Genomic DNA, 25148 nt, shown 5'->3' with positions numbered 1-25148 from the left:
TACATTCAATATTAAAGTACCGTTATGGTGCACACCTTTAGGTTGTTTTGCAATTACTGATTGCATTATCCGGAAAATTCACCTTCAGCAGCCTGCCAGAAGAGAGAAGGCGAGCTGTATAATGTATTTAAATTCAGTGGTATAAAGTAAGGAAAGTTGCGACATAAATGACGCGCAGAAACAGCCCTGCACCGCTGCCCCAGACTCAAGAGATGGGTAAATGCTCGCAAAAGGTGCATTTAATGCTATAAAAAGCAACCGCTCACATTGGCAATTGCAGGCTACCCCAGTCCCCGTTCCTTACAAGTGCTGCGCAAGGCATTGCAGAACCGCGCCGCAGCGGGTGACAGCTGGTGCTCCAGACGGGCACACAGGCCGACCGGCCCAAGGGTGGTGCTGGTGTCAAACGGCAAAGCCGTCATCGTGCCCGCGTCAAGGTCCGGCCGCACCACGCCCTGGCTTATGATCCAGATTGCCTGATGTGCCAGCACAAAGCGCCGCCCGAAACTGGACGAAACGGTTTCAACCGGGAACCGGGGCATCGCCAGCCCTTGCTCCAGAAACATCCGTTCCACCAGCGGCCGGATCACCGCCCCTTCTGACGGCATCAGCACCGGATAGTCCTCAAAGGCAGAAGGCAGCAGGCGGCCGGCACTGGCCAGCGGGTGGTCCCGGGCCACAACTGCGGCCACACGCTCGCGGTAAAGCGGATCGAAACCGATCCCAGCCATGGTCTCCGGCGCCGGCATCCGCCCAACCACCACATCCAGCCTGCCCCGGCGCAGCTGGTCGATCAGATAGCGGTTGTCCCCGGACACCACCACGAACCGGCCCGGTGCGCCGCTGCTGCGCAGCTCTGCCAGCGTGTCCGGAACCAGATCTGCCGCCGCCGTGGGCAGGGCGCCGATGGCAACCAGCGGCCCATCGGCTTCATCCAGGCCGCGCAGCAGCGCCACACCGTCGCGGGCCAGCGCCAGGCTGCGGCCTGCATGATCACGGAACAGCTCGCCATAGCTGCTGAGCCGGATGCCGCGGCCATGTTTCTCCACCAGAGGCTTGCCGCAGACCGCTTCCAGCTCTCGCAGAGCCCGGGTGACAGCGGGCTGGGACATCCCCAGCGCCTCCGCCGCCTGGGTGACGCTCATCTTGCGGGCGACTTCGACGAAGACCTCCAGATGGCGCAGCTTCAAGGATGACGATAGACGCATATCACACAGGTTATTTGTTTATGCCTTTTTGAAGATTATACAGATCACTTGCGGTATGCGATACTCCTGAGCAAAGGGAGACTGGAATGATGCAAGACCGTTACGACCGCGGTATGCAGGTGCGGCGCAGGGTTCTGGGCGACGCCCATGTGGACCGCGCGGAGGCCGCCAAGACCGCGCTGGACCAGCCGTTTCAGGAGCTGATTACCGAAGGCGCCTGGGGCACAGTCTGGGCCTCGGACAGGATCAGCCTGCGGGAACGCTCAATGCTAACGCTGGCGCTGCTGGCGGCGACTGGCAACTTTGACGAAATCCCGATGCACATTCGCGCCACCACCCGCACCGGCGCCAGCCGGGAGGATGTGCTGGAGGCCTTCCAATATGTGGCGATCTATGCCGGGGTGCCGCGGGCCAACCGCGCGCTGAAACTGGCCAAACAGACCTATGCCGAAATGGAGAGCGAGGGAGAGGACACCGCATGACCAAGCCGCCGCAGCCCGGGGAGTTCTACCAGAGGGACCGCCACTGGCACCCCCCTGCCCTGTCGCAGGATTACAAGACCTCGGTCACCCGCTCGCCGAAGTTCCCCCTGATCAGCCTGGAAAACACCGCCAGCGAGATCACCGGGCCGGTGTTCGGCCATAACGACATCAATGCCGCCGACAATGACCTGCTGTCGAATTTTGCCCAGCCCGGCCAGAGCCCGATCGGCGAACGCATCATCGTGCACGGCCGGGTGCTGGATGAAAACGCGCGCCCGGTGCCGAATACGCTGGTGGAAATCTGGCAGGCCAATGCCTCCGGCCGATACCGGCACAAGAAGGATACCTACCTTGGCGCGCTGGACCCGAATTTCGGCGGCTGCGGCCGGACGCTGACGGATGAGAACGGCTGCTACCACTTCCGCACCGTGAAGCCCGGCGCTTATCCTTGGCGCAACTGGGTGAACGACTGGCGGCCGGCGCATATCCATGTCTCGGTCTTTGGCACCGGGTTTGCGCAGCGGCTGATCACCCAGTTGTATTTTGAAGGCGACCCGCTGATTGCGCGCTGCCCGATCGTGAACACCATCCCGGACCCGGAGGCCGTTGATATGCTGATTGCGCGCCTCGACATGAACGCCACCATTCCGCTGGACACTATCGCCTACAAGTTCGACATCGTGCTGCGCGGGCGGCGGTCCACCCTGTTTGAGAACCGGCTGGAGGGGAACTGATGCGCCAAAAGCTGGACTATCTGAAGGAAACCCCCTCGCAGACCGCTGGCCCCTATGTCCATATCGGCCTGGCCCCCGGCACGGCGGGGTTTGAGATCTACGGTCAGGAGCTTGGCTGGGACATTGCCGGACCCAACGCCAAGGGTGAGCGCATCCGGGTGGAGGGCCTGGTGGTGGACGGCACCGGTTCGCCGGTCAAGGACGTGCTGCTGGAGGCCTGGCAGGCCAATGCAGACGGCATCTATGCCCACCCGGAGCATCCGGGCGAGGTGGAGGACGGTTTTCGCGGCTGGGGCCGGGTGATCACCGATTTCGAGACCGGAGAATGGGGATTTGAGACGGTGAAGCCCGGGCCAGTGACGGGTCGCAACGGACAGATGATGGCACCGCATATAAACCTGTGGATCGTGGCGCGCGGCATCAACGTGGGGCTGAATACGCGGATCTACTTCGAAGATGAGGCTGCGGCCAACGCTGCCGACCCGGTGCTGAATGTGATAGAGTGGGAGCGCCGCCGCGCCACCCTGATCGCCAGGCGCGCGCTGCGGGACGGTCTGGCCGTCTACCGGTTCGACATCCGCCTGCAGGGCGAAGATGAAACTGTGTTTTTCGACATCTGAAGGGGAAATCCATGAGCAAACCCTGCATCATCTGCGTTGCCATTACCGGCTCAGTCCCGACCAAGGAAAACAACCCGGCGGTGCCGGTCACCATCGCGGAACAGATCGAAAGCACGCATGAGGCGTTTGAGGCTGGGGCCTCAATCGCCCATTGCCATGTGCGGAACGACGACCAGACTCCGACCTCGGACCCGGAAAGGTTCGCGCGGCTGATGGAAGATCTGCAGAAACACTGCCCCGGCATGATCATCCAGCTGTCAACCGGCGGCCGCTCCGGCGCGGGCCACGAACGCGGCGGCATGCTGCCGCTCAGGCCCGACATGGCGTCGCTGTCGGTGGGGTCCAACAATTTCCCCACCAGGGTCTATGAGAACTCCCCGGATCTGGTGGACTGGCTGGCATCGGAGATGCGCACCTACGGCGTGAAGCCGGAGATCGAGGCCTTTGACCTGTCGCATATCCACCAGGCGGTGAAGATGAACCGCGAGGGACGCATTCCCGGCACGCTTTATGTGCAGTTCGTGATGGGGGTGAAGAACGCGATGCCGGTCGACAAGGATGTGTTCGACTACTACGTCAAGACCATGCAGCGGCTGGCGCCCGAGGCCCAGTGGTGCGGCGCCGGTGTCGGGCCGGGGCAGATCCTGGTCAACGAATGGTCGATCGCCGCGGGCGGCCATACCCGCACTGGGCTGGAGGACAACATGCGGCTGGACCGCGAAACGCTGGCGCCCTCCAACGCCGCGCTGGTGAAACGGGCGGCAGAGCTGTGTGAAAAATACGAGCGCCCTGTTGCCACCTGGCAGCAGGCCCGCGAGATCCTGGAGCTGCGCCCCGGCTGAGACTGCCTGCTTCGGGCCACGAGACCCGAAGCCTTGACCTTATCCGCCAGGCTGCTCGGCCGGGCAACCGTAGGCGCGGGAGCCCTTGCTCCCCGCGGGTCATCCTTCGCCGGACAAGTCCTTGAGGATCGGGCAGTCCGGGCGGCTGTCGCCTGCACAGCAGTTGACCAGCTCGCCCAGCGTGTCATGCATCGCCTGCAAATCCGCGATCTTTTCCTCGATCTTGGCCAGATGTTCCTGCGCCAGCTGTTTCACATCAGCGCTGGCGCGGCTTTCGTCTTCGTAAAGCGCCATCAGGGTGCGGCAGTCCTCGATGGTGAAGCCCAGCGCCCGGGCGCGGCCTAGAAAGGCCAGCTTGTGCAGGTCGGTCTCGGCAAAGCAGCGGTAGCCGTTGGCGCTGCGGTGCGGCTTGATCAGGCCGATGTCCTCGTAATAGCGGATCGTCTTGGCCGGAAGCCCTGAGCGGCTGGAAACATCCCCGATATTCATGCGCGCGCCTCCTGTTTGGTGTCCGCCTTGGGTGCCGGTGCGGCCTGATCCTCATCTATGGCCGGTTTCAGGCGGCGCAAGCGCAGCGCGTTCGACAGCACAAAAACACTCGACAGCGCCATGGCGCCTGCCGCCAGCGCAGGCGACAGCAGCGGCCCGCCGAAGGGGTAGAGCAGGCCCGCCGCCACCGGGATCAGCAGCACGTTATAGCCGAAGGCCCAGCCCAGGTTCTGGCGGATGTTGCGCATGGTGGCGCGGCTGACGGTCAGCGCGTTGACCACGCCGCGCAGATCGCCGGAGACCAGCACCACATCCGCCGCCTCGATCGCCACGTCGGTGCCGGTGCCGATGGCGATGCCCGCATCTGCTGCTGCCAGCGCCGGAGCGTCATTGATGCCATCGCCGACGAAGGCCAGCGTGCCGTGTTCCGCCTGCAGTTCCTGCAGCGCCTTTACCTTGTCCGCAGGCAGGCATTCGGCCTTCACCGCGTCAATGCCCAGCCGCCTGGCAATCGCCTGCGCCGTCGCGGCCGCATCGCCGGTGATCATGGCCACCTTCAGCCCCTGCTCGTGGAACGCCTTGATCGCTGCCGGGGTGCCTGGCTTGATCGGGTCCGCCACCGCAATCACCGCCGCAAGCCGGCCGTCAACGGCAGCATAGAGCGGGGTTTCGCCACGCTCAGCCAATCTCTCGCCTTCCGCTTGCAGCGCGCCAAAGGCAATGCCTTCACGCGCCATCAGACGGGCAGCACCGGCCAGCACCACGCGGCCTTCGACCTCTGCCCGCAGGCCGTAGCCCGGGATAGCCTCAAAACCTGATGCCTTGGGCAGCCCCTTGCCCGCCGCGGCCGTAATGGCGCGGGCAATCGGGTGTTCGGACTGTGCTTCAGCAGCGCCAGTCAGGCGCAGCACCTCCTCTCGGGTGCAGCCCTCGGCGCAGATCAATTCGGTCAGCGCCGGACGGCCCTCGGTCAATGTGCCTGTCTTGTCGAGCGCCACCACCTTGACTTCCTGCAGCCGCTGCAGCGCGTCACCCTTGCGGAACAGCACCCCCATCTGGGCAGCACGGCCGATGCCCACCATGATCGAGGTCGGGGTTGCCAGCCCCATGGCGCAGGGGCAAGCAATGATCAGCACGGAGACGCCAGCCACCAAGGCCAGCGGCAGCGACGGCGCCGGGCCGAACACGGACCAGGCCAGCACGGTCAGCGCCGCCACCGCAATGACGGCAGGCACGAACCACAGAGTGATCCGGTCGACCAGTCCCTGCACCTGCAGCTTGGCGCCCTGCGCCTGCTCCACCATGCGGATGATCTGCGCCAGCACAGTGTCGCGCCCCACCCGTGTCGCGCGGAACTCCAGCGCGCTGTTGCCGTTGATTGTGCCCGCCGTGACCTCATCGCCGCGGGACTTGGCTACCGGCACCGGCTCGCCCGAAATCATGCTCTCGTCGATATAGGAGCTGCCCGAGACAATCTCGCCATCCACCGCAATCCGTTCACCCGGACGGACCCGGATCAGATCCCCTGCCCCGATCTCCTCCACCGGGGTTTCCACGGCATCACCGCCCGCAACCACCATGGCAGTCTTGGGCTGCAGTCCCGCCAGCTTGCGGATCGCGGCGCCGGTGCGGCCCTTGGCGCGGGCTTCCAGGAAGCGGCCTGTCAAGATCAGAACGACAATGACCGCTGCGGCCTCGTAATAGACATTGGCGGTGCCTGCGGGCAGCAGCCGGGGTGCGAAGGTGGAAATAACCGAGAACCCGTATGCCGCGGCAGTGCCCAAAGCCACCAGCGCGTTCATGTCGGGTGCGCCCCGGAGAAGCGCCGGGAAGCCCTTGGCATAGAACTGCCGTCCCGGCCCCGCCAGCACCAGGGTGGTCAGGGCGAATTGCAGCAAGTAACTGTTCTGCATGCCGATATTTGCCGCCACCCAGTGATGCAGCGCCGGAACCATATGGCCGCCCATCTCGATCAGGAACACCGGCAGGGTCAGCAGCGCGGCGATCAGCACCTGGCGGCCCAGTGCGGAAATTTCATCCGCCTTGCGCTGGCTGGCCTGTTCCGCCTCATCCTCCACCGCACCGCTGAGACGGGCCGGATAGCCGGCCTCCGTCACCTTGCGGGCCAGATCCGCAGCGCGGGCGGCACCGGTCAGATAGCGGATCTGCGCGGTCTCGTTTGCCAGGTTGACGCTGGCCGACAGCACCCCCGGCACCGCCAGCAGCGCCTTTTCCACGCGACCCACGCAGGAAGCACAGTTCATGCCGCTGATCACCAATACAGCCTGCGATTCCGCGGCCGGATAGCCGGCATCGGTCAGGGCGCCGGTCAAATCCGTCAGCGCCACATCCTGGGCGGCCTCCACTTGGCCGGTGGCATTGGCGAGGTTTACGGAGGCCGACTGAACCCCCTCCACTGCCGCCAGCGCGCGCTCCGCCCGGCCAGCGCAGCCCGCACAGCTGAGGCCTGTGATATGCAAGGATATTTGGGTCGTGTCTGACATCGGAAATCCGCCGGTTCTATACCATTGACAGTGGATATGAGGGTTCCAGTCAGGGGAAGGTCAAGGGGTGGCAGCATAATTCCTTCCCAAAACTGGAAGCCTGCAGGCAAACTGCTGGAAACCGGGGATTTTTCATTGCGCCTGGATGGCGCGGACCGCGGCTCAGCTGTCGCTTTCGGGGCAAAGCCCAGGGTGCCTCCCCTGTTAGGGTGCCGAGGCAATGCTTGCGCGTGCCGGTTCGCAAATGTAACGCTGGGTCATTCCGGCCCGCGGCGCAGCCGCCGGCACCGCATTCACCCCGGACCCGCCTGTCGGCGGCCCGGTCCCGAAGAAAAGAACGAAGGACCAGTCACATGATCAAGACCCGCGCTGCCGTTGCGGTTGCCCCCGGCAAACCGCTGGAAATCATGGAAGTGAACCTGGAAGGCCCCAAGGCGGGCGAGGTTCTGGTGGAAATCAAGGCAACCGGCCTGTGCCACACCGACGAATTCACCCGCTCCGGCGACGACCCGGAAGGCATCTTCCCGGCGATCCTGGGCCATGAGGGCGCAGGCATCGTGATTGAGGTCGGCGAAGGCGTGACCAGCCTGAAGCCGGGCGACCACGTGATCCCGCTCTACACCCCGGAGTGCCGTGAGTGCGAGTACTGCCTCAACCCCAAGACCAACCTGTGCCAGGCGATCCGCTCCACCCAAGGCCAGGGCCTGCTGCCCGATGGCAGCACCCGGTTCTCGATGCTGGACGGCACCCCGATCCACCACTACATGGGCTGCTCGACCTTCGCCAACCACACCGTGGTGCCGGAAATCGCGCTGGCGAAAATCCGCGAGGACGCGCCGTTTGACAAGGTCTGCTACATCGGCTGCGGCGTTACCACCGGCATTGGTGCTGTGATCAACACCGCCAAGGTGGAAATCGGCTCCCGCGCGGTGGTCTTTGGCCTCGGCGGTATCGGCCTCAACGTGATCCAGGGCCTGCGGATGGCCGGCGCCGACCAGATCGTCGGTGTCGACCTGAACCCGGGCAAGGTGGAGATGGCTGAGAAATTCGGCATGACCGATTTCGTGAACCCGGCCGAGGTCGAAGGCGACCTGGTGGCGCATCTGGTGGAACTGACCGGCGGCGGCGCGGATTATACCTTTGACGCAACCGGCAACGTCAACGTGATGCGTACCGCGCTGGAATGCGCGCACAAGGGCTGGGGTGAATCAATCATCATCGGTGTTGCGCCTGCGGGGGCCGAGATTTCCACCCGCCCGTTCCAGCTGGTCACCGGCCGCAGCTGGCGCGGCACCGCCTTTGGCGGTGCGTCGGGCCGCACCGATGTGCCGAAGATCGTTGACTGGTACATGGACGGCAAGATCGAAATTGACCCGATGATCACCCACAAGCTGACGCTGGACCAGATCAACGAGGGCTTCGAGCTGATGCATGAAGGCAAGTCGATCCGCGCGGTAGTGGAATTCTGATCCCGGGATTCATGTGAAACACCAAAACGCAGGCCCGAGGGCCTGCGTTTTCTTTTGGCATCGCGGGTCCTGCCGTCAGCTTTCCGTGGTGGCCTCCACCGCATCGAGTCTGACGCCATAGCCCCAGAGCCGGCGCAAGTGCTTCAGTACTTCCTCCTGGTCGTCCTCATCCAGATGGATGCCATCGCGCACGTTGTGGGTCAGCTTCAGTTCCCGGTCGCCGCGCAGATCAGCGTCTGTCACCTGGATATCAGGCTCCAGATAGGCGAGGTCATACTGTTTCGCCAAATCGCGCCGGATGGCCTTGTATCCGGCCCGGTTGTGGATCTGGCTGACCACCAGATTGGGCAGCTCCGCGTCATTCGTAAGCGTGAACAGCTTGAACTTGCGGATCAGGTTGGGCGACAGGAACTGCTGGATGAAGCTTTCATCCCGGTAATTCGCCCAGGCATCCCGCAGCACCCCGCGCCAGTCCGGGTTGCCGGCAAAGTCCGGAAACCACTCGCGATCCTCGTCAGTCGGATCCTGGCAGATGCGGCGGATGTCCTGCATCATCGCAAAGCCCAGCGCATAAGGGTTAATGCCGGAATAACGCGGATCGTCATATTCAGGCTGCATCACCACATTGGTATGGCTGTGCAGCATTTCCATATAGGCTCCTTGCGTGATCTGACCCTGCTCATGGAGCTTGTTGATGATGTAGTAATGCACGAAGGTTGCACAGCCCTCGTTCATGACCTTGGTCTGTTTCTGCGGATACAGATACTGCGCCAGCATCCGCACGATACGCAGGATCTCGCATTGCCAGGGTTCCAGAACCGGGCTGTGTTTCTCCAGGAAATACAGGATGTTCTCCTGCGGCAGGTTCATCATCTTGCGGCGCGCGCTGAAGTCGGCATCCTCGATCAGTTCCAGCTTGTCCCGGCCAAGGGTTGAGTCGGTCCAGATATCAAGCACGCTCTGGCCGCTTTCATACCCTTCGCGCACTTTCTGCATCGCCACCAGTTCCTCGTTGGTGGGTTTGGGCGGGCGCCCGTAGCGGAACACCCCCTGAGACTGCATCGCATGGGCGGCGTCCAGCACCTCTTCCACCGCCATCGGGCCATAGCGTTCCTCGCAGGCGGCGATGTAGTTCTTGGCGAACGCCAGGTAGTCATGGATGCCGGCCGCATCGGTCCATTGCTGGAACAAGTAGTTGTTCTTGAAGAAATGGTTATGCCCGAAAGCTGCATGCGCCATCACCAGTGTCTGCATCGCCATGGTATTTTCTTCCATGTTATAGCTGATGCAGGGGTTGGAGTTGATGACGATCTCATAGGCCAGGCCCTGGCGGCCGGTGCGGTAGAGCGCCTCGTCGCGGGCGAAGTGTTTTCCGAAAGACCAGTGCTGGTACATCAGCGGCAGGCCGACGCAGGAATAGGCGTCCAGCATCTGCTCCGCCGAGATGATCTCGATCTGATTGGGATAGACGTCCAGCCCGAGGTCTTCGAGCGCGATCTTCTCGATCGCGTCGCGCGCCTTTTCCATCAGTTCGAAGGTCCATTCCGGCCCGTCAAACAGCGGCTCGCACGCCTTTTCAGCTGCCTGCATGCTGCATCCCTTTCACCTTGGGGAGGAAGAATTCCCGGAAAATCGGATAGATGTGGCCGGGCTGCGAAACCCGCTGCATCTCGAAATGCTGCGCCTGCGCCTTCACCTCGCGGTAGTTCTGCCACAGGTCTTCGCCTGCTTCGGGGTTGTTCAGCAGCATCTCCGCCGCCTCGTCTACAATTTCCACATAGGCGTAGAACTGGCTGACCGGCAGCAGATCATTCAGCAGCAGATTCTTGCAGCGCACTGAATCATTGCCGAAGTTTTCGCCGTCCGAGGCCTGGGCGCCGTAGATGTTCCACTCGTCCGGCGGATAGCGTTCCTCGATGATCTCCTTCATCTTTTCCAGCGCGGTCGACACGATGGTGCCGCCGGTTTCGCGCGCATAGAAGAAGGTTTCCTCATCCACTTCCTGGGCGTGGTGGGTATGGCGCACGAACACCAGCTCGGTGTGTTCATAGCAGCGCTCCAGGAACAGGTGCAGCAGCAGGAAGAAGCGTTTCGCCAGATCCTTCTCGCGTTCCTGCATGGAGCCGGAGACATCCATCAGGCAGAACACCACGGCACGGGAGTTGCGGATTTTTTCCGGCACAAAGGTGTCATAGCGCAGGTCCAGCGGGTCGATGTATCCGACCACCTTGCGCTTGCGAATGATACCTTCCAGCCGCATTTTCAGCGTCGCCAGGAATTCCTCCTGCGGCGGGGTGCGCTCATCCAGCGCTTCCAGCTCAGCGATCTGCTCCTCAAGCTCACGCTGGGATTTGGTGGTGGGTCGCTGCAATGCAATGCGGCGGCCCAGCGAGTTGCGCATGGTGCGCACCAAGTTCAGGTTGTTCGGGGTGCCCGCTGTTGTCAGACCAGCCCGGCGGGTGCCGATAGTTTCGGTTTCCACCGTGGCCTTTTCCACGAGGTCCGGCAGTTCCAGCCCCTCAAACAGAATTTCCAGGTATTCTTCCTGGGTCAGGGTGAAGGAAAACTCGTCCTCACCATCCCCGTCCTCCGATGCCTGGCGGCCGCCCTGTCCGGCACCGCCCTGCGGCCGCTTGATGGTGTCGCCGACAACAAAATCCTTGTTGCCGGGCAGCACATGGCGGCGCATGCCGCCCTTGGAGGAATGGAAGAACCGCGGCTCCTTCAGCCCCCGTGTGGGAATAGTGACCTTTTCGCCTTCGTCCGGGACACCGCTTCCGCTTTGGATCGACTTCCCCCGGACCGACTGATCGACGCGCTCCTTAATATTCTCCCGGGCCCGCCGCAGGAACCGTTGGCGGTTCCCGAGGCTCTTGCCCTTTGGATTGGCGCGCCTGTCGATGAAATGATGCATGTTGCACAGCGCTCCTCTTTAGCCCGCCTTGTTGACCCGCATGTACCATTCGACCAGGCGCCGCACCTGGCGGTCGGTGTAACCGTGGCCGCGCATCCGCTCGACGAACTCCTGATGCTTGCCTTCGGTCTTGCTGTCCTTCTTGGACCCGAAGGAAATCACTGGCAGCAGTTCCTCGACCTGGCTGAACATGTGCTTCTCGATCACATCGCGCAGCTTCTCGTAGGAGTTCCAGGCCGGGTTCTTGCCAGTGTTGGCGCGGTGGCGCAGCGCAAACTTGACCACCTCGTTGCGGAAATCCTTGGGGTTAGCAATGCCGACCGGCTTCTCGATCTTGCTGAGCTCCGCATCCAGAACCTCGCGGTTGTAGAGCTGGCCGGTGTCAGGATCCTTGTAGTCCTGCTCCTCGATCCATGCGTCAGCATAGGAGATATACCGGTCAAAGACGTTTTGACCGTATTCGGTATAACTTTCGAGGTACGCCTTCTGGATCTCGTTACCGATGAATTCCTCATAGCGCGGTGCCAGTTCGGTCTTGATGAACTCAAGATACTTCTGTTCCGTCTCCTGCGGGAACTGCTCACGCTTGATCATCTGCTCCAGCACGTACATCAGATGCACCGGGTCCGCCGCAACTTCGTTGGTGTCGAAGTTGAATGTGGTCGAAAGCACCTTGAAAGCAAAACGGGTGGAGATGCCGTTCATTCCTTCGTCGACGCCGGCGCGGTCCTGATATTCCTGCACCGTCTTCGCCTTGGGATCGGTGTCTTTCAGGCTTTCGCCATCATAGACCCGCATCTTGGAGTAGAGGTTCGAGTTCTCATGCGGCTTCAGGCGTGTCAGCACCGAGAAGCGACTGAGGATTTTCAGCGTCTCCGGCGCACAGGGCGCGTCACGCAGTTCGCTGAACTCGATCAGCTTTTCATAGATCGAGGTTTCATCCGAGACCCGCAGGCAATAGGGCACCTTGACGATCGACACCCGGTCAATGAAGGCCTCGTTGTTCTTGTTGTTCTTGAAGGACTGCCATTCGGACTCATTTGAATGCGCCAGGATCAGTCCGTTGAAGGGAATGGCACCAAAGCTTTCGGTGCCCATGTAGTTGCCTTCCTGGGTCGCCGTCAGCAGCGGGTGCAGCATTTTGATCGGCGCCTTAAACATCTCAACAAATTCCAAGACGCCCTGGGTTGATCGGTTCAGGCCTCCGGAGAAGCTGTAGGCATCCGGATTATCCTGGCTGAAATGCTCCAGCTGTCGGATGTCCACTTTGCCGACCAGGGTAGAGATGTCCTGGTTGTTTTCATCGCCAGGCTCCACCTTGGCAACACAGATCCGGCGCAGCCTAGACGGATACATGCGGACAACCGAGAACTTGTTGATATCGCCATCGAATTCATCCAGCCGCTGCACGGCCCAGGGCGACATCAGCCCCGGCAGCCGGTGCTGGGCAATGCCGTATTCCTCTTCCAGCACCTTGCCCATGCGGACCGGGTCAAAGAGGCCCAGCGGGCTTTCGAAGATCGGCGAAATCTGGTCACCGGCCTTGAGAACATAAATTGGCTGATCTTCGACCAGGCGTTTCAAGCGCTCCGCCAGCGAGGATTTACCGCCACCGACCGGGCCCAGCAGGTAAAGGATCTGCTTGCGCTCCTCCAACCCTTGCGCGGCGTGGCGGAAGTAGCCGACGATGCGCTCGATCGTATCTTCCATGCCGTAGAAGTCGTGAAAGGCGCTGTAGCGCTTGATCGTGCGGTTCTGAAAGATCGGCCCGAGCCGTGCGTCCTTGGACGTATCCACAAGCTCCTCTTCGCCAATTGCCTTCAGCATCCTCTCGGCGACGTTTGCGTACAGGCTCGGATCGTCACGGCAGGCGTTCAAATACTCCTGCAGCGGCATTTCCTGCTCGCGCGTTTCGCCGTACTGCTCTGCAAAAAGTTCGGCAATGTCTTTCATCTTGGATCAAGCCTCCTGGTTAACTCGCGCCGTTCCTCCTGGCGTTTAAGATCGCGCACGGACAGAGAGTGCCCAGCACGTGGGCATAGGTGTCCGCGTCAGTGTTGAGTTCTGATTTCTGCTCGGCGCCGCTTCTGGCGTCATACGTCCGGCTGGCCGCTCTTGGCGGCGGCCTGCGCCCGGAGTCCAGGCTGGCGGCGTCGTGTTAGTTACTTCCGAGCTTACACCAATTACGAACTTCTTACTATCTGAAAGTGGTGTACTTTTAATTAATTGCCAGAAACTTTTGCGGGAAATTTTCTTCACATCACGGCGATCACCGCTGCTGCACGGACCTTCTGCGTCGCGGCATTTCAAAGGCTTCTGCAGCAATCTGACCGTCAAACCCGAGCTTCACGGCAACTTTTCCCTTTCGGCGCAGCGCCTCCGGGAACACCGCACCCAGCGGGCTTTGCCAGCCGGTTTCAGTGCGTGCGCAGGGGGCATTTGCGCCCGGTGCAGCATCACAGTCGCGTTAAAAAACTTAGAAAATCTGCGGCAGCCAGGACACGGTTGGCGGCAAAATAACCTCACACACGCCCTGCATATACTGGACAGGACAGAAAAAATTGTCACATTGTGGCCTCAAAATGGCCGCAAAAGACGGCCGCTGGGCAAAAATACAGGCAACTTAACCATAAGCCGATGGCCAATTTCCGGGCCGCGGCGCATTCAGATGGGCGGTAAGTTTATGAGCACGGTCGCATTTATCACCCGCGATATGGCGGGCACCACGCAGCATGGAAATTTCTCTGAAGGCACCCCGGCGCGCATTGATGCCAGCCAGGCCAAGGACATTTCGCTGAACCTCAGCCCTGCTGACGTCGAAAGCTACTCCCGGCAGGGCAGCAACCTGCATGTGACCCTGGCGAACGGCCAGGAGCTGGTGCTGGAGAACTATTATTCCTTCGGTGCAACCGGCGGCAAGAACCTGTTCCTCAGCCAAGAAGGCCAATTCATCGAAGTGGTGCTGGAGGACAAGTCCAGCGGGATGCTGTTTGCCACCTACGAGCCGCTTGACCTGGCCGGCAAGTGGAGCGCCTATGATGAGATGGTGTTCCTGGACGTCGACCGGATTGAACCTGTTGTGGCACCGCTGGCGGCACCGCTGTTCGGCGGCCTAGGCGCGGCTGGAGCCGCTGCGGGCGCTGTTGGCGTCGCAGCGATCGCAAGCGGCGGCGGCGGCGGTGATGGAGGCGGCGGTGGCGGCGGTGGCGTTGGCGGCAATAACGGTGACACGTTTGTGACTGTCGACAGCGGCCTTGCCGGAGGGGACGACACGATCAGCGCAGCTGAAGCTGCAGACGGCGTTACGCTGACTGGCACCGCGGAGGCTGGATCCACTGTGGAAGTCACCTTTCAGGGGGTGACCCGCACAGTGACCGCTACCGATGAAGGCACCTGGAGCGCTGATTTCGCTTCCTCCGAAATCACCGGCGGCGAGTACGACGCGGAGGTAACGGCCACATCGACAAACACCTCCGGAGCTACGGCAACCGCCACCTCCACAATCCGCATCGACACCGAAACCTCCGTCGCTCTTGATGACGGCCAGGCCGGTGGTGATGACATGATCAATGGCGCGGAGGCCGCGGACGGGGTGACCCTGACCGGCACCGCCGAAGCCGGGGCAACCGTGAACGTGACCTTTCAGGGGGTGACACGCACGGTGACGGCCACCGATGAGGGCACTTGGAGCGCCGATTTCGCCGCGTCCGAAATCCTGTCCGGCGAATACGACGCGGAGGTAACGGCCACCGCGACCGATGCCTATGGCAACACCGAGACGACCACCGGCACGATCCGTGTGGACACCACCACTGACGTGGCAATTGACAGCGGCCAGGCGGGCGGTGACGACCTCGTCAATAACGCCGAAGCCGCAGCAGGGCTCACCCTGACCGGGACCGGCGAGTCCGGCGCTTCGGTCAGCGTGACCGTCGAAGGCGTGACCCGGACTGCGACAGTGGATTCCGATGGCAACTGGGCTGCAGAGTTCGAGGCGGGCTCCCTGCCTGCCGGTGAATATGACACAATGATCAGCGTCACTTCGACCGACGCAGCGGGCAATAGCGCAACTGCAACAGCTGACCTGCATGTGGACACCCTGGTCGAACCGCTCACCGTTGAGACAGCAACTGTTGAGGGGGATGGCGTCGTCAATGAGGACGAGCACATCGACGGGATCACTTTAACTGGCACGGTGGAGCCGGGCTCAACCGTGGTGGTGCAGTTGGGTGATGCTACCGAAACTGCAACAGTGGATGGCGACGGCAACTGGAGCGTGGATTTTGCAGCCTCCGACATCCCTGACGGCAGCTATGAAGCCGATGTCACCGTCACAGCCACGGACGCTGCCGGCAACACGGCGGAAATCACAGACACCCTTACCATCGACACCGAAGTTGTGCCCTTCGAGGCCGACAGCATCGCCGATGATGACATCGTCAACATCGCCGAACGCGCCGCGGGGCTGACTCTGACTGGCACGGTGGAGGCTGGCTCCACGGTCGACGTCACCATCGAAGGTGTAACCCGGGCCGCATCCGTCGATGCCGATGGCAACTGGAGCGTGGAGTTTGACGCGGACGATCTGCCGGAGGGCACCTACACCAGCCGCGCAGAAATCACTGCGACCGACCCCGCAGGCAACACCGCAACCCTGACAGAGACCTTTGAAGTCGATACCGAATACGATGCACCGAATGTGGGCAGCGTTGTCAGCACCGGCTCCGGCGTCACAGGCTTCTTCAGCGACGACTATGAAGACGGCGACACCACGCATGAGCTGACAAGCGGCGGCGCGGTGGAGGATGTTTCCGGCACCGAGACAGACATTGGCGGCAGCACCCTGTTCAGCTTCGACGAAACCGTGCCGGACGGGTCAAACCTGGTGGTCAACCGCGTGGACGAAGCCGGCAACAGCTCTGGCACCATGGTTGTTTTTGAAGACAGTGCCGACGCCACCGTTCTGGATCACTCGGGCCTGTCGCAGTTCAACATTGACGAACTGAACCTTGTCCATGCAGACAACGTCGACCTGACCCTGACCGAAGCGGACATTAACGCGCTGTCCGGCAACGGCGACACATTGACGGTGCACGGCGGCTCCGATGACACGCTGACCATCACCGGTGCAACCGCAGACGGGTCTCAGACCATCGATGGCGAGACTTACGATGTCTATACTTTGGGCGACGACGGCACCACGATCCTTGTTGATGAAGACGTCAACACCGTGATCTGATTTTCTGGTCTGGCAGCGGCACCTGCTGCCAGACCCAAATCATCAAAAGCCTTGAACAAAAGGGCAAAAGGGCAGGATGCAACCGGGACGCTTTCTTTGCGCCATCGCAGTGATGTGCAGCCTGTCTGGCTGCGCAACGGCCCCGTTTGGCGGCACGAACGAGGCAGCGGACGGAGCCCCGCACAGCAATTTCACTCAAACGGGGGAGACTTCCTCCGCGGTCATCAGCGCCCTGATGAACCGGCGTTCGCTGCTGGCGGAAGACAGCGCCTACGGTCAGGTCGCGTCAGCTGCCATCGCCGCCTCTTCCCGCGCCGCCGAGGCAGAATTGATCAGTGCCAAACTGCGGGCCGAAGCCGCCTCAAAAAATTGGTTTCCAACCCTGGGACCCTCGGTCAGCCTGACCGATCTGGGCGACTTGGTGGCCGGGCTGCTGATCGAGCAGGTGCTGTTCGACAATGGCCGCCGCAAGGCGGAACGCGAATTTGCCGCCGCCGATGTTGAGGTCGCCGCCGTCAGCCTGTCAGAGGACATGAACGGCCGGGTAGAGACCGCTGTCGGGCTTTATGCCGCCGCCCTGCGCGGCGACGAAAAGGCGGCCTATGGCGACCGCGCCCTGCGCCGAATGGAGGAGTTCCGCCGAATTGTTCAGGGACGGGTCGATGGCGGGGTCTCGGACCGCGCAGATCTCAACGTGGTAGACAGCAAGATCAGCGGCATCCGCACCGCCACTGCCACCGCCCGCGATGCTGCAACCACCGCTCGCGCCGAGTTGCAGGCGATGACAGGCCAGAGTTTCGATCAGAAGCCGTCGCACCTAGCCATAGGCACACCGCCGGAACAGGGACAGTTCCTGTCTGTGCTAAAAGCCGGCGCCGAAGCAGAACGCACCATTGCACAGGCCAAATCCGGACGCGCCGGGCTGCTGCCGCAGATTTCCGCAGCCGGTAACGTCACCACGGACGGCTCTGGCGCCGGCATCACCCTGGGGGTCGGCCAGCCGCTGGGACTGGGTACTCCAGCCGCAATCCAGGCGCTGGAAGCCTCCAAGGAGGCCGCAATGCGCCAGGTGGGCGAGGCCGAGGAAACCGCCCGGCGCGCCTACAGCCGCCAGGTGCAGCAAATCGCCTCTTACCAGCGGCAAGAAGGCGAGACCGCGGTGCTAGTGCGCCGCAGCCGTGAGACCTACGAGCTGTTCCAGAAGCAGTTTGAGGCGGGCCAGCGCCCGGTGATGGAAGTGATCCAGGTCTACGAGGAACTGGTACGCCGTGAGCAAGCCTATATCGACGCAAAATACGAGGTGGTGCTGATCCAGCTGGCGCTGGCGCGCGACCTGGGGCTTTTGGCTGATGGGGACAAGATTTGACCGATACCACGCAAAAGCCGCCCCGCCGCATGCCCGCCCCTGGCCAGAAGCCGGTTCTGCGGTCGGTCCCTGCTGCCGCTCCCAGGACCGCGGCGCAGGACGGGCTGCAGCCCGCCAACATCTCTGCCCCAGCCGCTGGCCCCAATGCGCAGGTGAAACCCAAGACCGACAACCGGCCCAAGCCGCAGGACGCCCAACCTGAGGTCGGCTCGCTGCTGGAAGGGGCAGCCGCGCGCATCCAGCACCGGGCCAGCCTGATTGCCACCCTTGCCGCCCTGAAGGGCAGCGAGGTGCCGGTCAGCGACGTCGCCGCCTTCCTTTGGCAGGAAACGCCGGGCGATCTGTCGCTGCACACGCTTGCAAAGGCAGTGCAATCCGCCGGGCTGCAGCCCAAGGTGCTGGAAAAACAGAGCCTTGCCCCCGCCCTGTGGCCCGCTCTGGCGATCATGTCCGGCGGCCAATGCGTGCTGGTGCTGGGACAGGCCGAAGATGCGCTGACCATCTATGACACTGCCTGCCCGGATAACCGCACCGAAGTGCCGCTGGCGGAGTTCAGCCCCTATTTCACCGGCACCGTGCTGTCGGCCCGCCCCTCGCTCAAGCAGATGGCAGCCAAGCACACGCCGCAGATCGACCCGGGCCATTGGTTCTGGAGCGAGTTCCCCAAGTACCGCCGGCAGGTGGGCGAGATCATGCTGGGGTCGCTGGTGGCCAATATACTGGCGGTGTCGGTCGCGCTGTTCAGCTTGCAGGTTTACGACCGTGTGGTGCCGCACCAGTCGCACGCAACCCTATGGGTGCTGGCGGTGGGCGCCTTTCTGGCAATCGCGCTGGAAGCAATGCTGAAACTGGCACGCGCGCGGCTGACCGATGCGGCCGGCCGCCAGATCGAGCTGTCGGTGCAGCACAACCTGATGCGCCGCCTGATCGGAATGCGGTCCGACAAGAAGCCGCTGCCGCCCTCCGGCCTGTTTGCTGCGATGCGGGACTTTGGTTCGGTGCGGGAGTTCTTCACGTCCTCCACCATCTCAACTCTGGCGGACATCCCCTTTATCGCGGTGTTCCTGCTGCTGGTGGCCTCCATCGCCGGGCCGGTGGTCTGGGTGATCATCGCGGGCGGCGTCCTGATGCTGCTGCCTGCCTATTTCATGCAGAAGAAGATGATCGCCTATACCCGGCAGACCCAAGGTGCGAATGCCAAGGCGGGCCGCCTGCTGCATGAGGTGGTGACGGAACTCGACACCGTGAAGACCCAGCGCGGCGAGGAACGGGTGCTGCGGCTGTGGGATGAACTGAACACGCTGTCGTCGCACTCCGCCACCGAGCAGCGCAAGCTGTCCAGCGCCCTCACCTACTGGTCGCAAGGGGTGCAGCAGGCAACCTATATCACTGCTGTGGTGCTGGGCACGCTGCTGGTCTTTGCCGGTGAGTTCACCGTCGGCACCATTATCGCGACCGGCATCCTGACCAGCCGCACGCTTGCGCCGCTTACGCAGTTCGCCGCAACCCTGGCACGCTGGAGCAACGTCAAGGCAGCGCTGGAAGGGCTGGATGCAATCGCCCAGGCGCCGCAGGAGAAAGAACAAGAACGCACCTATCTGCGCCGCCAGAAAATTGAAGGCCGGTTTGAGCTGCGCGAGATCATGTTCCGCTATGAGGATGACGCCGCCCCGACGCTGGACGTGCAGGCTGTGGCGGTCACACCGGGCCAGCGTGTTGCGGTGCTGGGGGTCAACGGCTCAGGCAAGTCCACCCTGCTCAAACTATTGTCGGGCCTATATGCACCTGACCGGGGCCGCATCCTGCTGGACGGCACCGACATGGCCCAGATCGACCCGCGCGACTTGCGGGCCAACATCGGCTACCTCAGCCAGGACGTGCGGCTGTTTGCAGGCTCCCTGCGCGACAACCTGAACCTCAACCAGTTGGAGCGCGACGACGACCGGCTGATGGAAGCGCTGGAGTTCGCAGGCCTCGGCGCCCATGTGCGCAACCACCACAAGGGGCTGGATCTGGAGATCAGCGACGGCGGCCATGGCCTGTCGATCGGCCAGCGCCAGTCGATTGGCTGGGCGCGGCTGTGGCTGCAGAACCCCTCTGTCGTGTTGCTGGATGAACCCACCGCGGCGCTGGACCAGACGCTGGAACGCACCCTGGTCAGCCGCCTGGAAAGCTGGCTGGAGGGACGGACCGCGGTGATCGCCACGCACCGGATGCCGATCCTGTCGCTGACCAACCGTACCCTGATCCTGCAGTCAGGCCGAATGGTGGTGGACGGCCCGCGAGATCAGGTTCTGGCGCATCTGGCCGCAGGAGAGGGCAAATGAGCATGGCGCTTCACGATCCCTACGGTGATGCGCAGACGCCGCGCAGCGCCAGCCGTATCATCTATCTGGCGCTGGCCGCCGTGCTCACCTTCCTGATCTGGGCCGCCTTTGCCTCTATCGACGAGATCGTGCGCGGCGAGGGTCAGGTGGTTTCCTCCTCCCGCGCCCAGATCGTGCAGAACCTGGAGGGCGGCATCCTGGCAGAGCTGCATGTCCGCCAGGGCGACATCGTGACGGCTGGCCAGGTGCTGGCCAAGCTGCAGGACACCAAGTTCCGCACTGCTGCGGATGAGTTGCAAAACCAGATCGATGCGCTGGAGATCCGGCGCCACCGGTTGGAAGCGCAAATGAAGGGCGCCTTTGAATTCGCCGTGCCGGACATGCTGGCACAGCGCTCCCCCGGCATCCTGGCTTCCGAGCGCGGCTTGCTTACCGCGCGGCAAACGGACTTTGCAAGCCGCCGCGACAGCGCCCGGCAGGTCATGGATCAGCTGAATGCGGAGCTTGCCAATATGGAGAAGCTCTTCAAGCAGAAGATCGTGGCGCTGATCGAGGTAAACAAGGCCCGCAAGGCGGCCACCGACGCCCGCGCGAAATATAACGAAATCGGAACCCAGGCGGAACTGGAGCAGGCCGAGGAATATGCCCAGACCCTGCGCGAGATTACTACTTTGCGGCAGGAGCAGCGGCTCGCTGTCGATCAGTTGAACCGCACCATCATCACCTCCCCCATGGCAGGCATCGTCAATAGCCTGGCGGTGACCACTATCGGCGGCGTGATCCGTCCGGGTGAGGAGATCCTGGAGATCATCCCGCTGGGTGAGGAACTGTTTGTGGAGGCACGGGTCAAGCCCGAAGACATCGCCAGCGTGCAGCCCGGCCAGGACGCTACCATCAAACTGTCGGCCTATGACTATACCATTTACGGCGCGCTCCGCGGCAAGGTGGACTTCGTGTCCGCCGACACCTTCGAGGATGAGCGCAATCCGCGCGCCGAGCCCTATTACAGGGTAACGGTTCGGGTCGACAAATCCGGCTTTAGCGAACGTCAGCAATCCATAGAGATCCGCCCGGGCATGCGCGCCATCGCGGAACTGCAGACTGGCGCCAAAACCGTGCTGCAATACCTGCTGAAACCGCTTTACAAATCCCGCGAAGCATTGCGCGAACCCTAATACAGAAAGGGGCAGCCCCAGATCGAAGCAGCCCCTGCCTTTTGACGTGCGGGAAGCACCTGTCAGCCGGCGCGGCGGATCAGATCGCTGAGCGTGGCGTCCAAGGCGGTGCCGATCGACACCCTCCTGCTGCCCATGGCGGCTTTGGCCGAAATCACCGAAACCAGCCGCGGTGCCCGGCCCGGCCGCAATTCCAGAACCGGCGACCCGGACGCCCCGAAATCAACCAGACAGGACATCACCAGCGTGCGGCTTTTGCGGGCGAGAACACTGCACGAGCGTTTCAGCCGGGGCCGAGTCGCATGCGCCCGGGTATAGGACAGAACATCCAGCGTATCACCTAGCTGGGCATCACCTGCCATGGCGAGCGGCGCAGCCTGACGACTGCTGATTGGCCGGTCCAAGCGCAGAACCGCCAGATCACTGCCGATCTGATGCGCTCCGGACGGCCGGTACCGGTACTGCGGGTGCACAACCGCCTTCACCACCTGCCGCAAGGCAACGGCCCGGCGCCCTGACAGTCCGGCCTCAAACCAGATGCTTTGCGGATCGACCCTGGCACCGGTTCTGGGATCGAACAGGCAATGCGCTGCGGTCAGCACCAGATTTGGCGCAACAAGCGCTCCGGTGCACATGTTGCGGTTGGCGATATTCAGCCGTCCGACGGCCTCCAGTCCCTGTATCGTTTCGTCGCGTGGCTGCAGTTCATCCGCAGCCGTGCCTATTGGCATGCCCAGGGACAGGCATGCCGCAATTGCAGCAATAGTCAGTCTCATAACCCACTCCAGCTTCCCACATGGGCATCGTCATTCAGGCGTGCGGCTGGAATGAGACCCAAAGTTGCCGGGCTGAGACCAAAAGGTGGACAGAATGCGGCAGCGTTAACAATTCCCTAACCCCCCCGGTTATTGATGCTTAACCATGGCAAAAAAGCCTGCGGCTTGGCTAGGAAAAGTAAACAAAGCGTAAATATTTTTTCCAACCCGCGAACAACAAAAGAGAACTCAGCGGTCAATTCCGGACGTAAGCCGGGTGAGGGGCCCCCGGCCCGGCGCGATTCGACACCATCCGAGCCGCAAAAGGTTAACGAATCCAATCCGCCCGGCCGGGTGCCCGCCATCAGCCGTTAACCGGTCAAACGCACACTATCAGGCCAATTCCTTAACGCCGGTTCGGTCAATAGACGCCAAGGCAGGCCAGCGCCGCCTGCAGGATGCAATCATTTTGAAAATTTTTTCCGCCTTTTTTTTGGAGCATTAACGGATCGAAAATCAATCTGTCGTTGTATCAGCCCCAGTCTCAGTCCCTTATCCCCGGCGGCAAGCCGAGGGATACCTGCCGGAGGTTTTATGTTGAAGATGTTGCAGAATTTTAAACTTTCCCAAAAGCTTCCCCTGCTGATCGTCGGAACCGCACTAACGGTAACAGTAGTCCTGATTGCCTTCTCCAGCAGCTACTTCCGGCGCAGCGTCGTCCACGATGCAGAGATTGTCCTGAAATCCTTGGTCCGCGACCGAGAAGCCGGGCTGCAATCCTACCTGGCATCCATTGAAGCGGCAATTCTGACAGTCTCAGCCGTACCCTCCACCGCAAAGGCGATGAAGGACATGGGCATAACCTGGAGCAGCCGTGGCGGCAGCGGCCAGGAGGAAGTCAGCAACCTGTCGATGTTTGCCTCGGCCTCATCGCCGTATGATATTCATTTTGAGCGCAACCACCCTGCATTCGCAGGAATGATGGAACGGCTTGGCTACTATGACATCTTTCTGGTCAATCCTGAGGGTGACGTGATCTTCTCTGTTGCGAAAGAAGCTGACTATGCCACCAACCTGACTTCCGGCCCCTACACCGAAAGCGGCTTGGCGCAAGCCTTCCGTCTGGCCGCTGAGGGAGAAAGAGAACAGGTCTATTTTTCTGACATCGCCCCTTACGCACCTAGTGCAGACGCTCCTGCGGCCTTTGCGGCGACCCGTATCCTGGACAGCGGCGGCCGTTACATCGGCGTCTTTGCACTGCAGGTTGCTATCGACGAAATCGCTGCGATCACTTCCAGCTTCGAAGGAGATCTGAAGACGCTTGACGTGTACCTGGCCGGGGCGGACCTCAAGGCCCGCACGCCCTCGCGTCTCAAAGGTGGCCATGAGCTGCTCGAAGACTTGCCGGCACTGCCGCACATCCAAGAGGCCTTTGCATTTACTTCGGCCTCGTCAGGTGAGGCGCCGGCGAACACTGATGCCTCCTTCTACCCGTCCGTCATCAGGGACAACGGGCGTGAGGTCACCGCAGCTTCTGCACCTGTCAGTTTCCGCAATTTGCAATGGGCTTTGGTCGCAGAGCTTGACCGGACAGAGGTCCTGGCTCCGGCAACCGCCCAGCAGCGGATCATGCTCCTGATCTCCCTGGCCTGCGCAACCCTGGTGTCCTTCTTCGGCTGGCTGTTTGCCCGGTCGATCACCCGGCCGATCGACCGGATCTGCAGCGATATGGAAGCGGTGTCCTCCGGTGATCTCGACACCGAAGTTGCGGCGGCCAGCCGCGGCGACGAGATCGGCAAGATCGGCAAGACGCTGGTGTCCATGCAGGACGACCTGAAGCTGGCCCGCGCCGCCGAGGAGGAGCGCGCCGAGATGCAGCGCCAGCAGCAGCAGGTGGTTGAGAAGCTGAGCAGCGGCCTGGTGCAGCTGGCAGACGGCGATTTCTCGCAGCCGATCAGCAGCGCCTTCCCGGAGGAATACGAGCAGCTGCGGCAGAATTTCAACAGCACCGTCAGCAACCTCAGCGCCACCGTGCAGCAGGTGATCGAGGCCTCCGGCAGCATCCGCAACGGCGCCGCCGAGATCAGCCAGGCCTCCGACGACCTGTCGCACCGCACCGAGAGCCAGGCGGCCACCCTGGAGGAAACCGCCGCGGCGCTGGATGAGCTGACCGCGTCCGTCAAATCCGCCGCCGACGGCGCCCGCAGCGTCGAGGCGACCATGGCGGAGGCCCGCACCGAAGCGGAAAATAACCGCGAAGTGGTGCAAAGCGCGGTGTCGGCGATGACCGAGATCGAGCAGTCCTCGAACCACATCAGCCAGATCATCAGCGTGATCGACGACATCGCCTTCCAGACCAACCTGCTGGCGCTCAATGCCGGCGTCGAGGCGGCGCGGGCGGGCGAGGCCGGCAAGGGCTTTGCAGTGGTCGCCAGCGAAGTGCGCGCTCTGGCGCAGCGCTCCTCGGATGCGGCGATGGAGATCAAGACGCTGATCTCCGACAGCTCCAAGCAGGTGGAGCGCGGCGTCGATCTGGTCGGCAAGGCCGGCGAGGCGCTGCAGAGCATCGTAGAGCAGGTCACCCATATCTCGCAGCTGGTCTCCGGCATTGCCGAAGGCGCGGCGGAGCAGTCCACCGGCCTCAACGAGATCAACACCGGTGTCACCCAGCTGGACCAGGTGACGCAGCAGAACGCGGCGATGGTGGAGGAGGCCACAGCAGCCGGCCACATGCTGAACACCGATGCCGGCAAACTGGCCGAGCTGGTGGCGCATTTCCGGGTCTCCGGCGGCGCGGCCCCCGCCCGCCCGGCGCCTGCAGCGGCCCCGGCCGCCGTCCCGGCCGCCAAGCCTGCGCCCTCGGCGCATGGCGAGGACGACTGGGACATCGAGGCCAGCCCGGCACCCGCAGCGGCAGCTTCCAACGGCAGCGCTGCCCGCGATCTCTGGCAGGACTTCTGAAAACTCACCGGAGGCGCCGCTAAAAAAACCGCGGCGCCTTCAGACTATGGCAACCTGTGCCTG

General features: G+C 62.4%; 17 protein-coding genes. 10 read left to right on the top strand and 7 right to left on the bottom strand.

The window, feature by feature from the left end; all coding sequences use genetic code 11:
* Positions 1 to 281 precede the first annotated feature (281 nt).
* Entirely contained in the window at positions 282 to 1208 is a 927-nt protein-coding gene (pcaQ, locus tag RA21_RS18035; protein ID WP_039151536.1) for a pca operon transcription factor PcaQ, read from the bottom strand.
* A gap of 86 nt (positions 1209 to 1294) precedes the next feature.
* On the opposite strand from pcaQ, the gene pcaC reads away from it, so the two are divergent.
* Genes pcaC through RA21_RS18015 form a run of 4 tightly spaced genes read left to right on the top strand, consistent with a single transcriptional unit; the run spans position 1295 to position 3886 of the window.
* Entirely contained in the window at positions 1295 to 1690 is a 396-nt protein-coding gene (gene pcaC, locus RA21_RS18030) for a 4-carboxymuconolactone decarboxylase (protein WP_241483524.1), read from the top strand.
* Positions 1687 to 2424, top strand: coding sequence for a protocatechuate 3,4-dioxygenase subunit beta (gene pcaH / locus RA21_RS18025; protein ID WP_019294945.1), 738 nt, complete (start codon positions 1687 to 1689; stop codon positions 2422 to 2424). Before pcaC ends, pcaH begins: the two co-directional genes overlap by 4 nt.
* Positions 2424 to 3044 (top strand): protocatechuate 3,4-dioxygenase subunit alpha, encoded by a 621-nt coding sequence (pcaG, locus tag RA21_RS18020; protein ID WP_039151533.1) that lies wholly within the window; start codon positions 2424 to 2426, stop codon positions 3042 to 3044. Before pcaH ends, pcaG begins: the two co-directional genes overlap by 1 nt.
* An 11-nt stretch (positions 3045 to 3055) precedes the next feature.
* Entirely contained in the window at positions 3056 to 3886 is an 831-nt protein-coding gene (locus RA21_RS18015; protein ID WP_019294943.1) for a 3-keto-5-aminohexanoate cleavage protein, read from the top strand.
* 99 nt (positions 3887 to 3985) lie between these two features.
* Here the strand turns inward: RA21_RS18015 and cueR are convergent, their stop codons facing one another.
* On the bottom strand, positions 3986 to 4375 hold the full coding sequence (gene cueR, locus RA21_RS18010) for a Cu(I)-responsive transcriptional regulator (RefSeq protein ID WP_019294942.1): 390 nt from the start codon (positions 4373 to 4375) through the stop codon (positions 3986 to 3988).
* The gene (locus RA21_RS18005) at positions 4372 to 6879 is read right to left on the bottom strand and encodes a heavy metal translocating P-type ATPase (protein ID WP_039151531.1); all 2508 of its coding nucleotides are present in this window, start codon (positions 6877 to 6879) and stop codon (positions 4372 to 4374) included. The genes cueR and RA21_RS18005 overlap by 4 nt, the downstream gene beginning before the upstream one ends.
* A gap of 356 nt (positions 6880 to 7235) precedes the next feature.
* Here RA21_RS18005 and RA21_RS18000 point away from each other — a divergent pair, with 356 nt between their 5' ends.
* Complete coding sequence (locus RA21_RS18000) at positions 7236 to 8348, top strand: S-(hydroxymethyl)glutathione dehydrogenase/class III alcohol dehydrogenase (protein WP_029204687.1); 1113 nt, start codon at positions 7236 to 7238, stop codon at positions 8346 to 8348.
* A gap of 75 nt (positions 8349 to 8423) precedes the next feature.
* On the opposite strand, the gene RA21_RS17995 is transcribed toward RA21_RS18000, so the two are convergent.
* Genes RA21_RS17995 through RA21_RS17985 form a run of 3 tightly spaced genes read right to left on the bottom strand, consistent with a single transcriptional unit; the run spans position 8424 to position 13215 of the window.
* Positions 8424 to 9938, bottom strand: a complete 1515-nt coding sequence (locus RA21_RS17995; protein ID WP_039151528.1) for a SpoVR family protein — start codon at positions 9936 to 9938, stop codon at positions 8424 to 8426.
* Positions 9925 to 11262: a YeaH/YhbH family protein gene (locus tag RA21_RS17990; protein ID WP_039151526.1), complete on the bottom strand. Its 1338-nt coding sequence runs from the start codon at positions 11260 to 11262 to the stop codon at positions 9925 to 9927. The genes RA21_RS17995 and RA21_RS17990 overlap by 14 nt, the downstream gene beginning before the upstream one ends.
* Before the next feature lie 18 nt (positions 11263 to 11280).
* On the bottom strand, positions 11281 to 13215 hold the full coding sequence (locus RA21_RS17985; protein WP_019294937.1) for a PrkA family serine protein kinase: 1935 nt from the start codon (positions 13213 to 13215) through the stop codon (positions 11281 to 11283).
* A gap of 730 nt (positions 13216 to 13945) precedes the next feature.
* Between RA21_RS17985 and RA21_RS17980 the strand changes: the two genes are divergently transcribed.
* The 4 genes from RA21_RS17980 (at position 13946) to RA21_RS17965 (ending at position 21369) form a co-directional block, all read left to right on the top strand.
* Positions 13946 to 16501, top strand: coding sequence for an Ig-like domain-containing protein (locus tag RA21_RS17980; protein ID WP_039151523.1), 2556 nt, complete (start codon positions 13946 to 13948; stop codon positions 16499 to 16501).
* A gap of 76 nt (positions 16502 to 16577) precedes the next feature.
* Complete coding sequence (locus RA21_RS17975) at positions 16578 to 17867, top strand: TolC family protein (RefSeq protein WP_039151519.1); 1290 nt, start codon at positions 16578 to 16580, stop codon at positions 17865 to 17867.
* Positions 17868 to 17896: 29 nt separating this feature from the next.
* Complete coding sequence (locus tag RA21_RS17970) at positions 17897 to 20194, top strand: type I secretion system permease/ATPase (protein ID WP_152610588.1); 2298 nt, start codon at positions 17897 to 17899, stop codon at positions 20192 to 20194.
* Positions 20191 to 21369 carry an HlyD family type I secretion periplasmic adaptor subunit gene (locus tag RA21_RS17965; RefSeq protein WP_039151513.1) on the top strand — a complete coding sequence of 393 codons (1179 nt, stop codon included), beginning with the start codon at positions 20191 to 20193 and terminating at the stop codon, positions 21367 to 21369. Before RA21_RS17970 ends, RA21_RS17965 begins: the two co-directional genes overlap by 4 nt.
* Before the next feature lie 62 nt (positions 21370 to 21431).
* On the opposite strand, the gene RA21_RS17960 is transcribed toward RA21_RS17965, so the two are convergent.
* A complete protein-coding gene (locus RA21_RS17960; RefSeq protein WP_082008999.1) occupies positions 21432 to 22145 on the bottom strand; it encodes a trypsin-like serine peptidase in 714 nt (237 codons plus the stop codon).
* A gap of 576 nt (positions 22146 to 22721) precedes the next feature.
* Between RA21_RS17960 and RA21_RS17955 the strand changes: the two genes are divergently transcribed.
* Positions 22722 to 25085 carry a methyl-accepting chemotaxis protein gene (locus RA21_RS17955; RefSeq protein WP_193748091.1) on the top strand — a complete coding sequence of 788 codons (2364 nt, stop codon included), beginning with the start codon at positions 22722 to 22724 and terminating at the stop codon, positions 25083 to 25085.
* Positions 25086 to 25148 lie beyond the last annotated feature (63 nt).

The sequence above is a fragment of the Leisingera sp. ANG-DT genome (genome assembly GCF_000813785.1).
Taxonomy (GTDB): Bacteria; Pseudomonadota; Alphaproteobacteria; order Rhodobacterales; family Rhodobacteraceae; genus Leisingera.
Note: the sequence above shows the minus strand (reverse complement) of the source record. Positions and strands in the feature narration are given on the sequence as shown.

Excerpts from the sequence above, each read along its gene's own strand:
- pcaQ (WP_039151536.1), bottom strand. The coding sequence starts at position 1,208 with ATGCGTCTATCGTCATCCTTGAAGCTGCGCCATCTGGAGGTCTTCGTC.
- pcaC (WP_241483524.1), top strand. The coding sequence starts at position 1,295 with ATGATGCAAGACCGTTACGACCGCGGTATGCAGGTGCGGCGCAGGGTT.
- pcaH (WP_019294945.1), top strand. The coding sequence starts at position 1,687 with ATGACCAAGCCGCCGCAGCCCGGGGAGTTCTACCAGAGGGACCGCCAC.
- pcaG (WP_039151533.1), top strand. The coding sequence starts at position 2,424 with ATGCGCCAAAAGCTGGACTATCTGAAGGAAACCCCCTCGCAGACCGCT.
- RA21_RS18015 (WP_019294943.1), top strand. The coding sequence starts at position 3,056 with ATGAGCAAACCCTGCATCATCTGCGTTGCCATTACCGGCTCAGTCCCG.
- cueR (WP_019294942.1), bottom strand. The coding sequence starts at position 4,375 with ATGAATATCGGGGATGTTTCCAGCCGCTCAGGGCTTCCGGCCAAGACG.
- RA21_RS18005 (WP_039151531.1), bottom strand. The coding sequence starts at position 6,879 with ATGTCAGACACGACCCAAATATCCTTGCATATCACAGGCCTCAGCTGT.
- RA21_RS17995 (WP_039151528.1), bottom strand. The coding sequence starts at position 9,938 with ATGCAGGCAGCTGAAAAGGCGTGCGAGCCGCTGTTTGACGGGCCGGAA.
- RA21_RS17990 (WP_039151526.1), bottom strand. The coding sequence starts at position 11,262 with ATGCATCATTTCATCGACAGGCGCGCCAATCCAAAGGGCAAGAGCCTC.
- RA21_RS17985 (WP_019294937.1), bottom strand. The coding sequence starts at position 13,215 with ATGAAAGACATTGCCGAACTTTTTGCAGAGCAGTACGGCGAAACGCGC.
- RA21_RS17980 (WP_039151523.1), top strand. The coding sequence starts at position 13,946 with ATGAGCACGGTCGCATTTATCACCCGCGATATGGCGGGCACCACGCAG.
- RA21_RS17975 (WP_039151519.1), top strand. The coding sequence starts at position 16,578 with ATGCAACCGGGACGCTTTCTTTGCGCCATCGCAGTGATGTGCAGCCTG.
- RA21_RS17970 (WP_152610588.1), top strand. The coding sequence starts at position 17,897 with ATGCCCGCCCCTGGCCAGAAGCCGGTTCTGCGGTCGGTCCCTGCTGCC.
- RA21_RS17965 (WP_039151513.1), top strand. The coding sequence starts at position 20,191 with ATGAGCATGGCGCTTCACGATCCCTACGGTGATGCGCAGACGCCGCGC.
- RA21_RS17960 (WP_082008999.1), bottom strand. The coding sequence starts at position 22,145 with ATGAGACTGACTATTGCTGCAATTGCGGCATGCCTGTCCCTGGGCATG.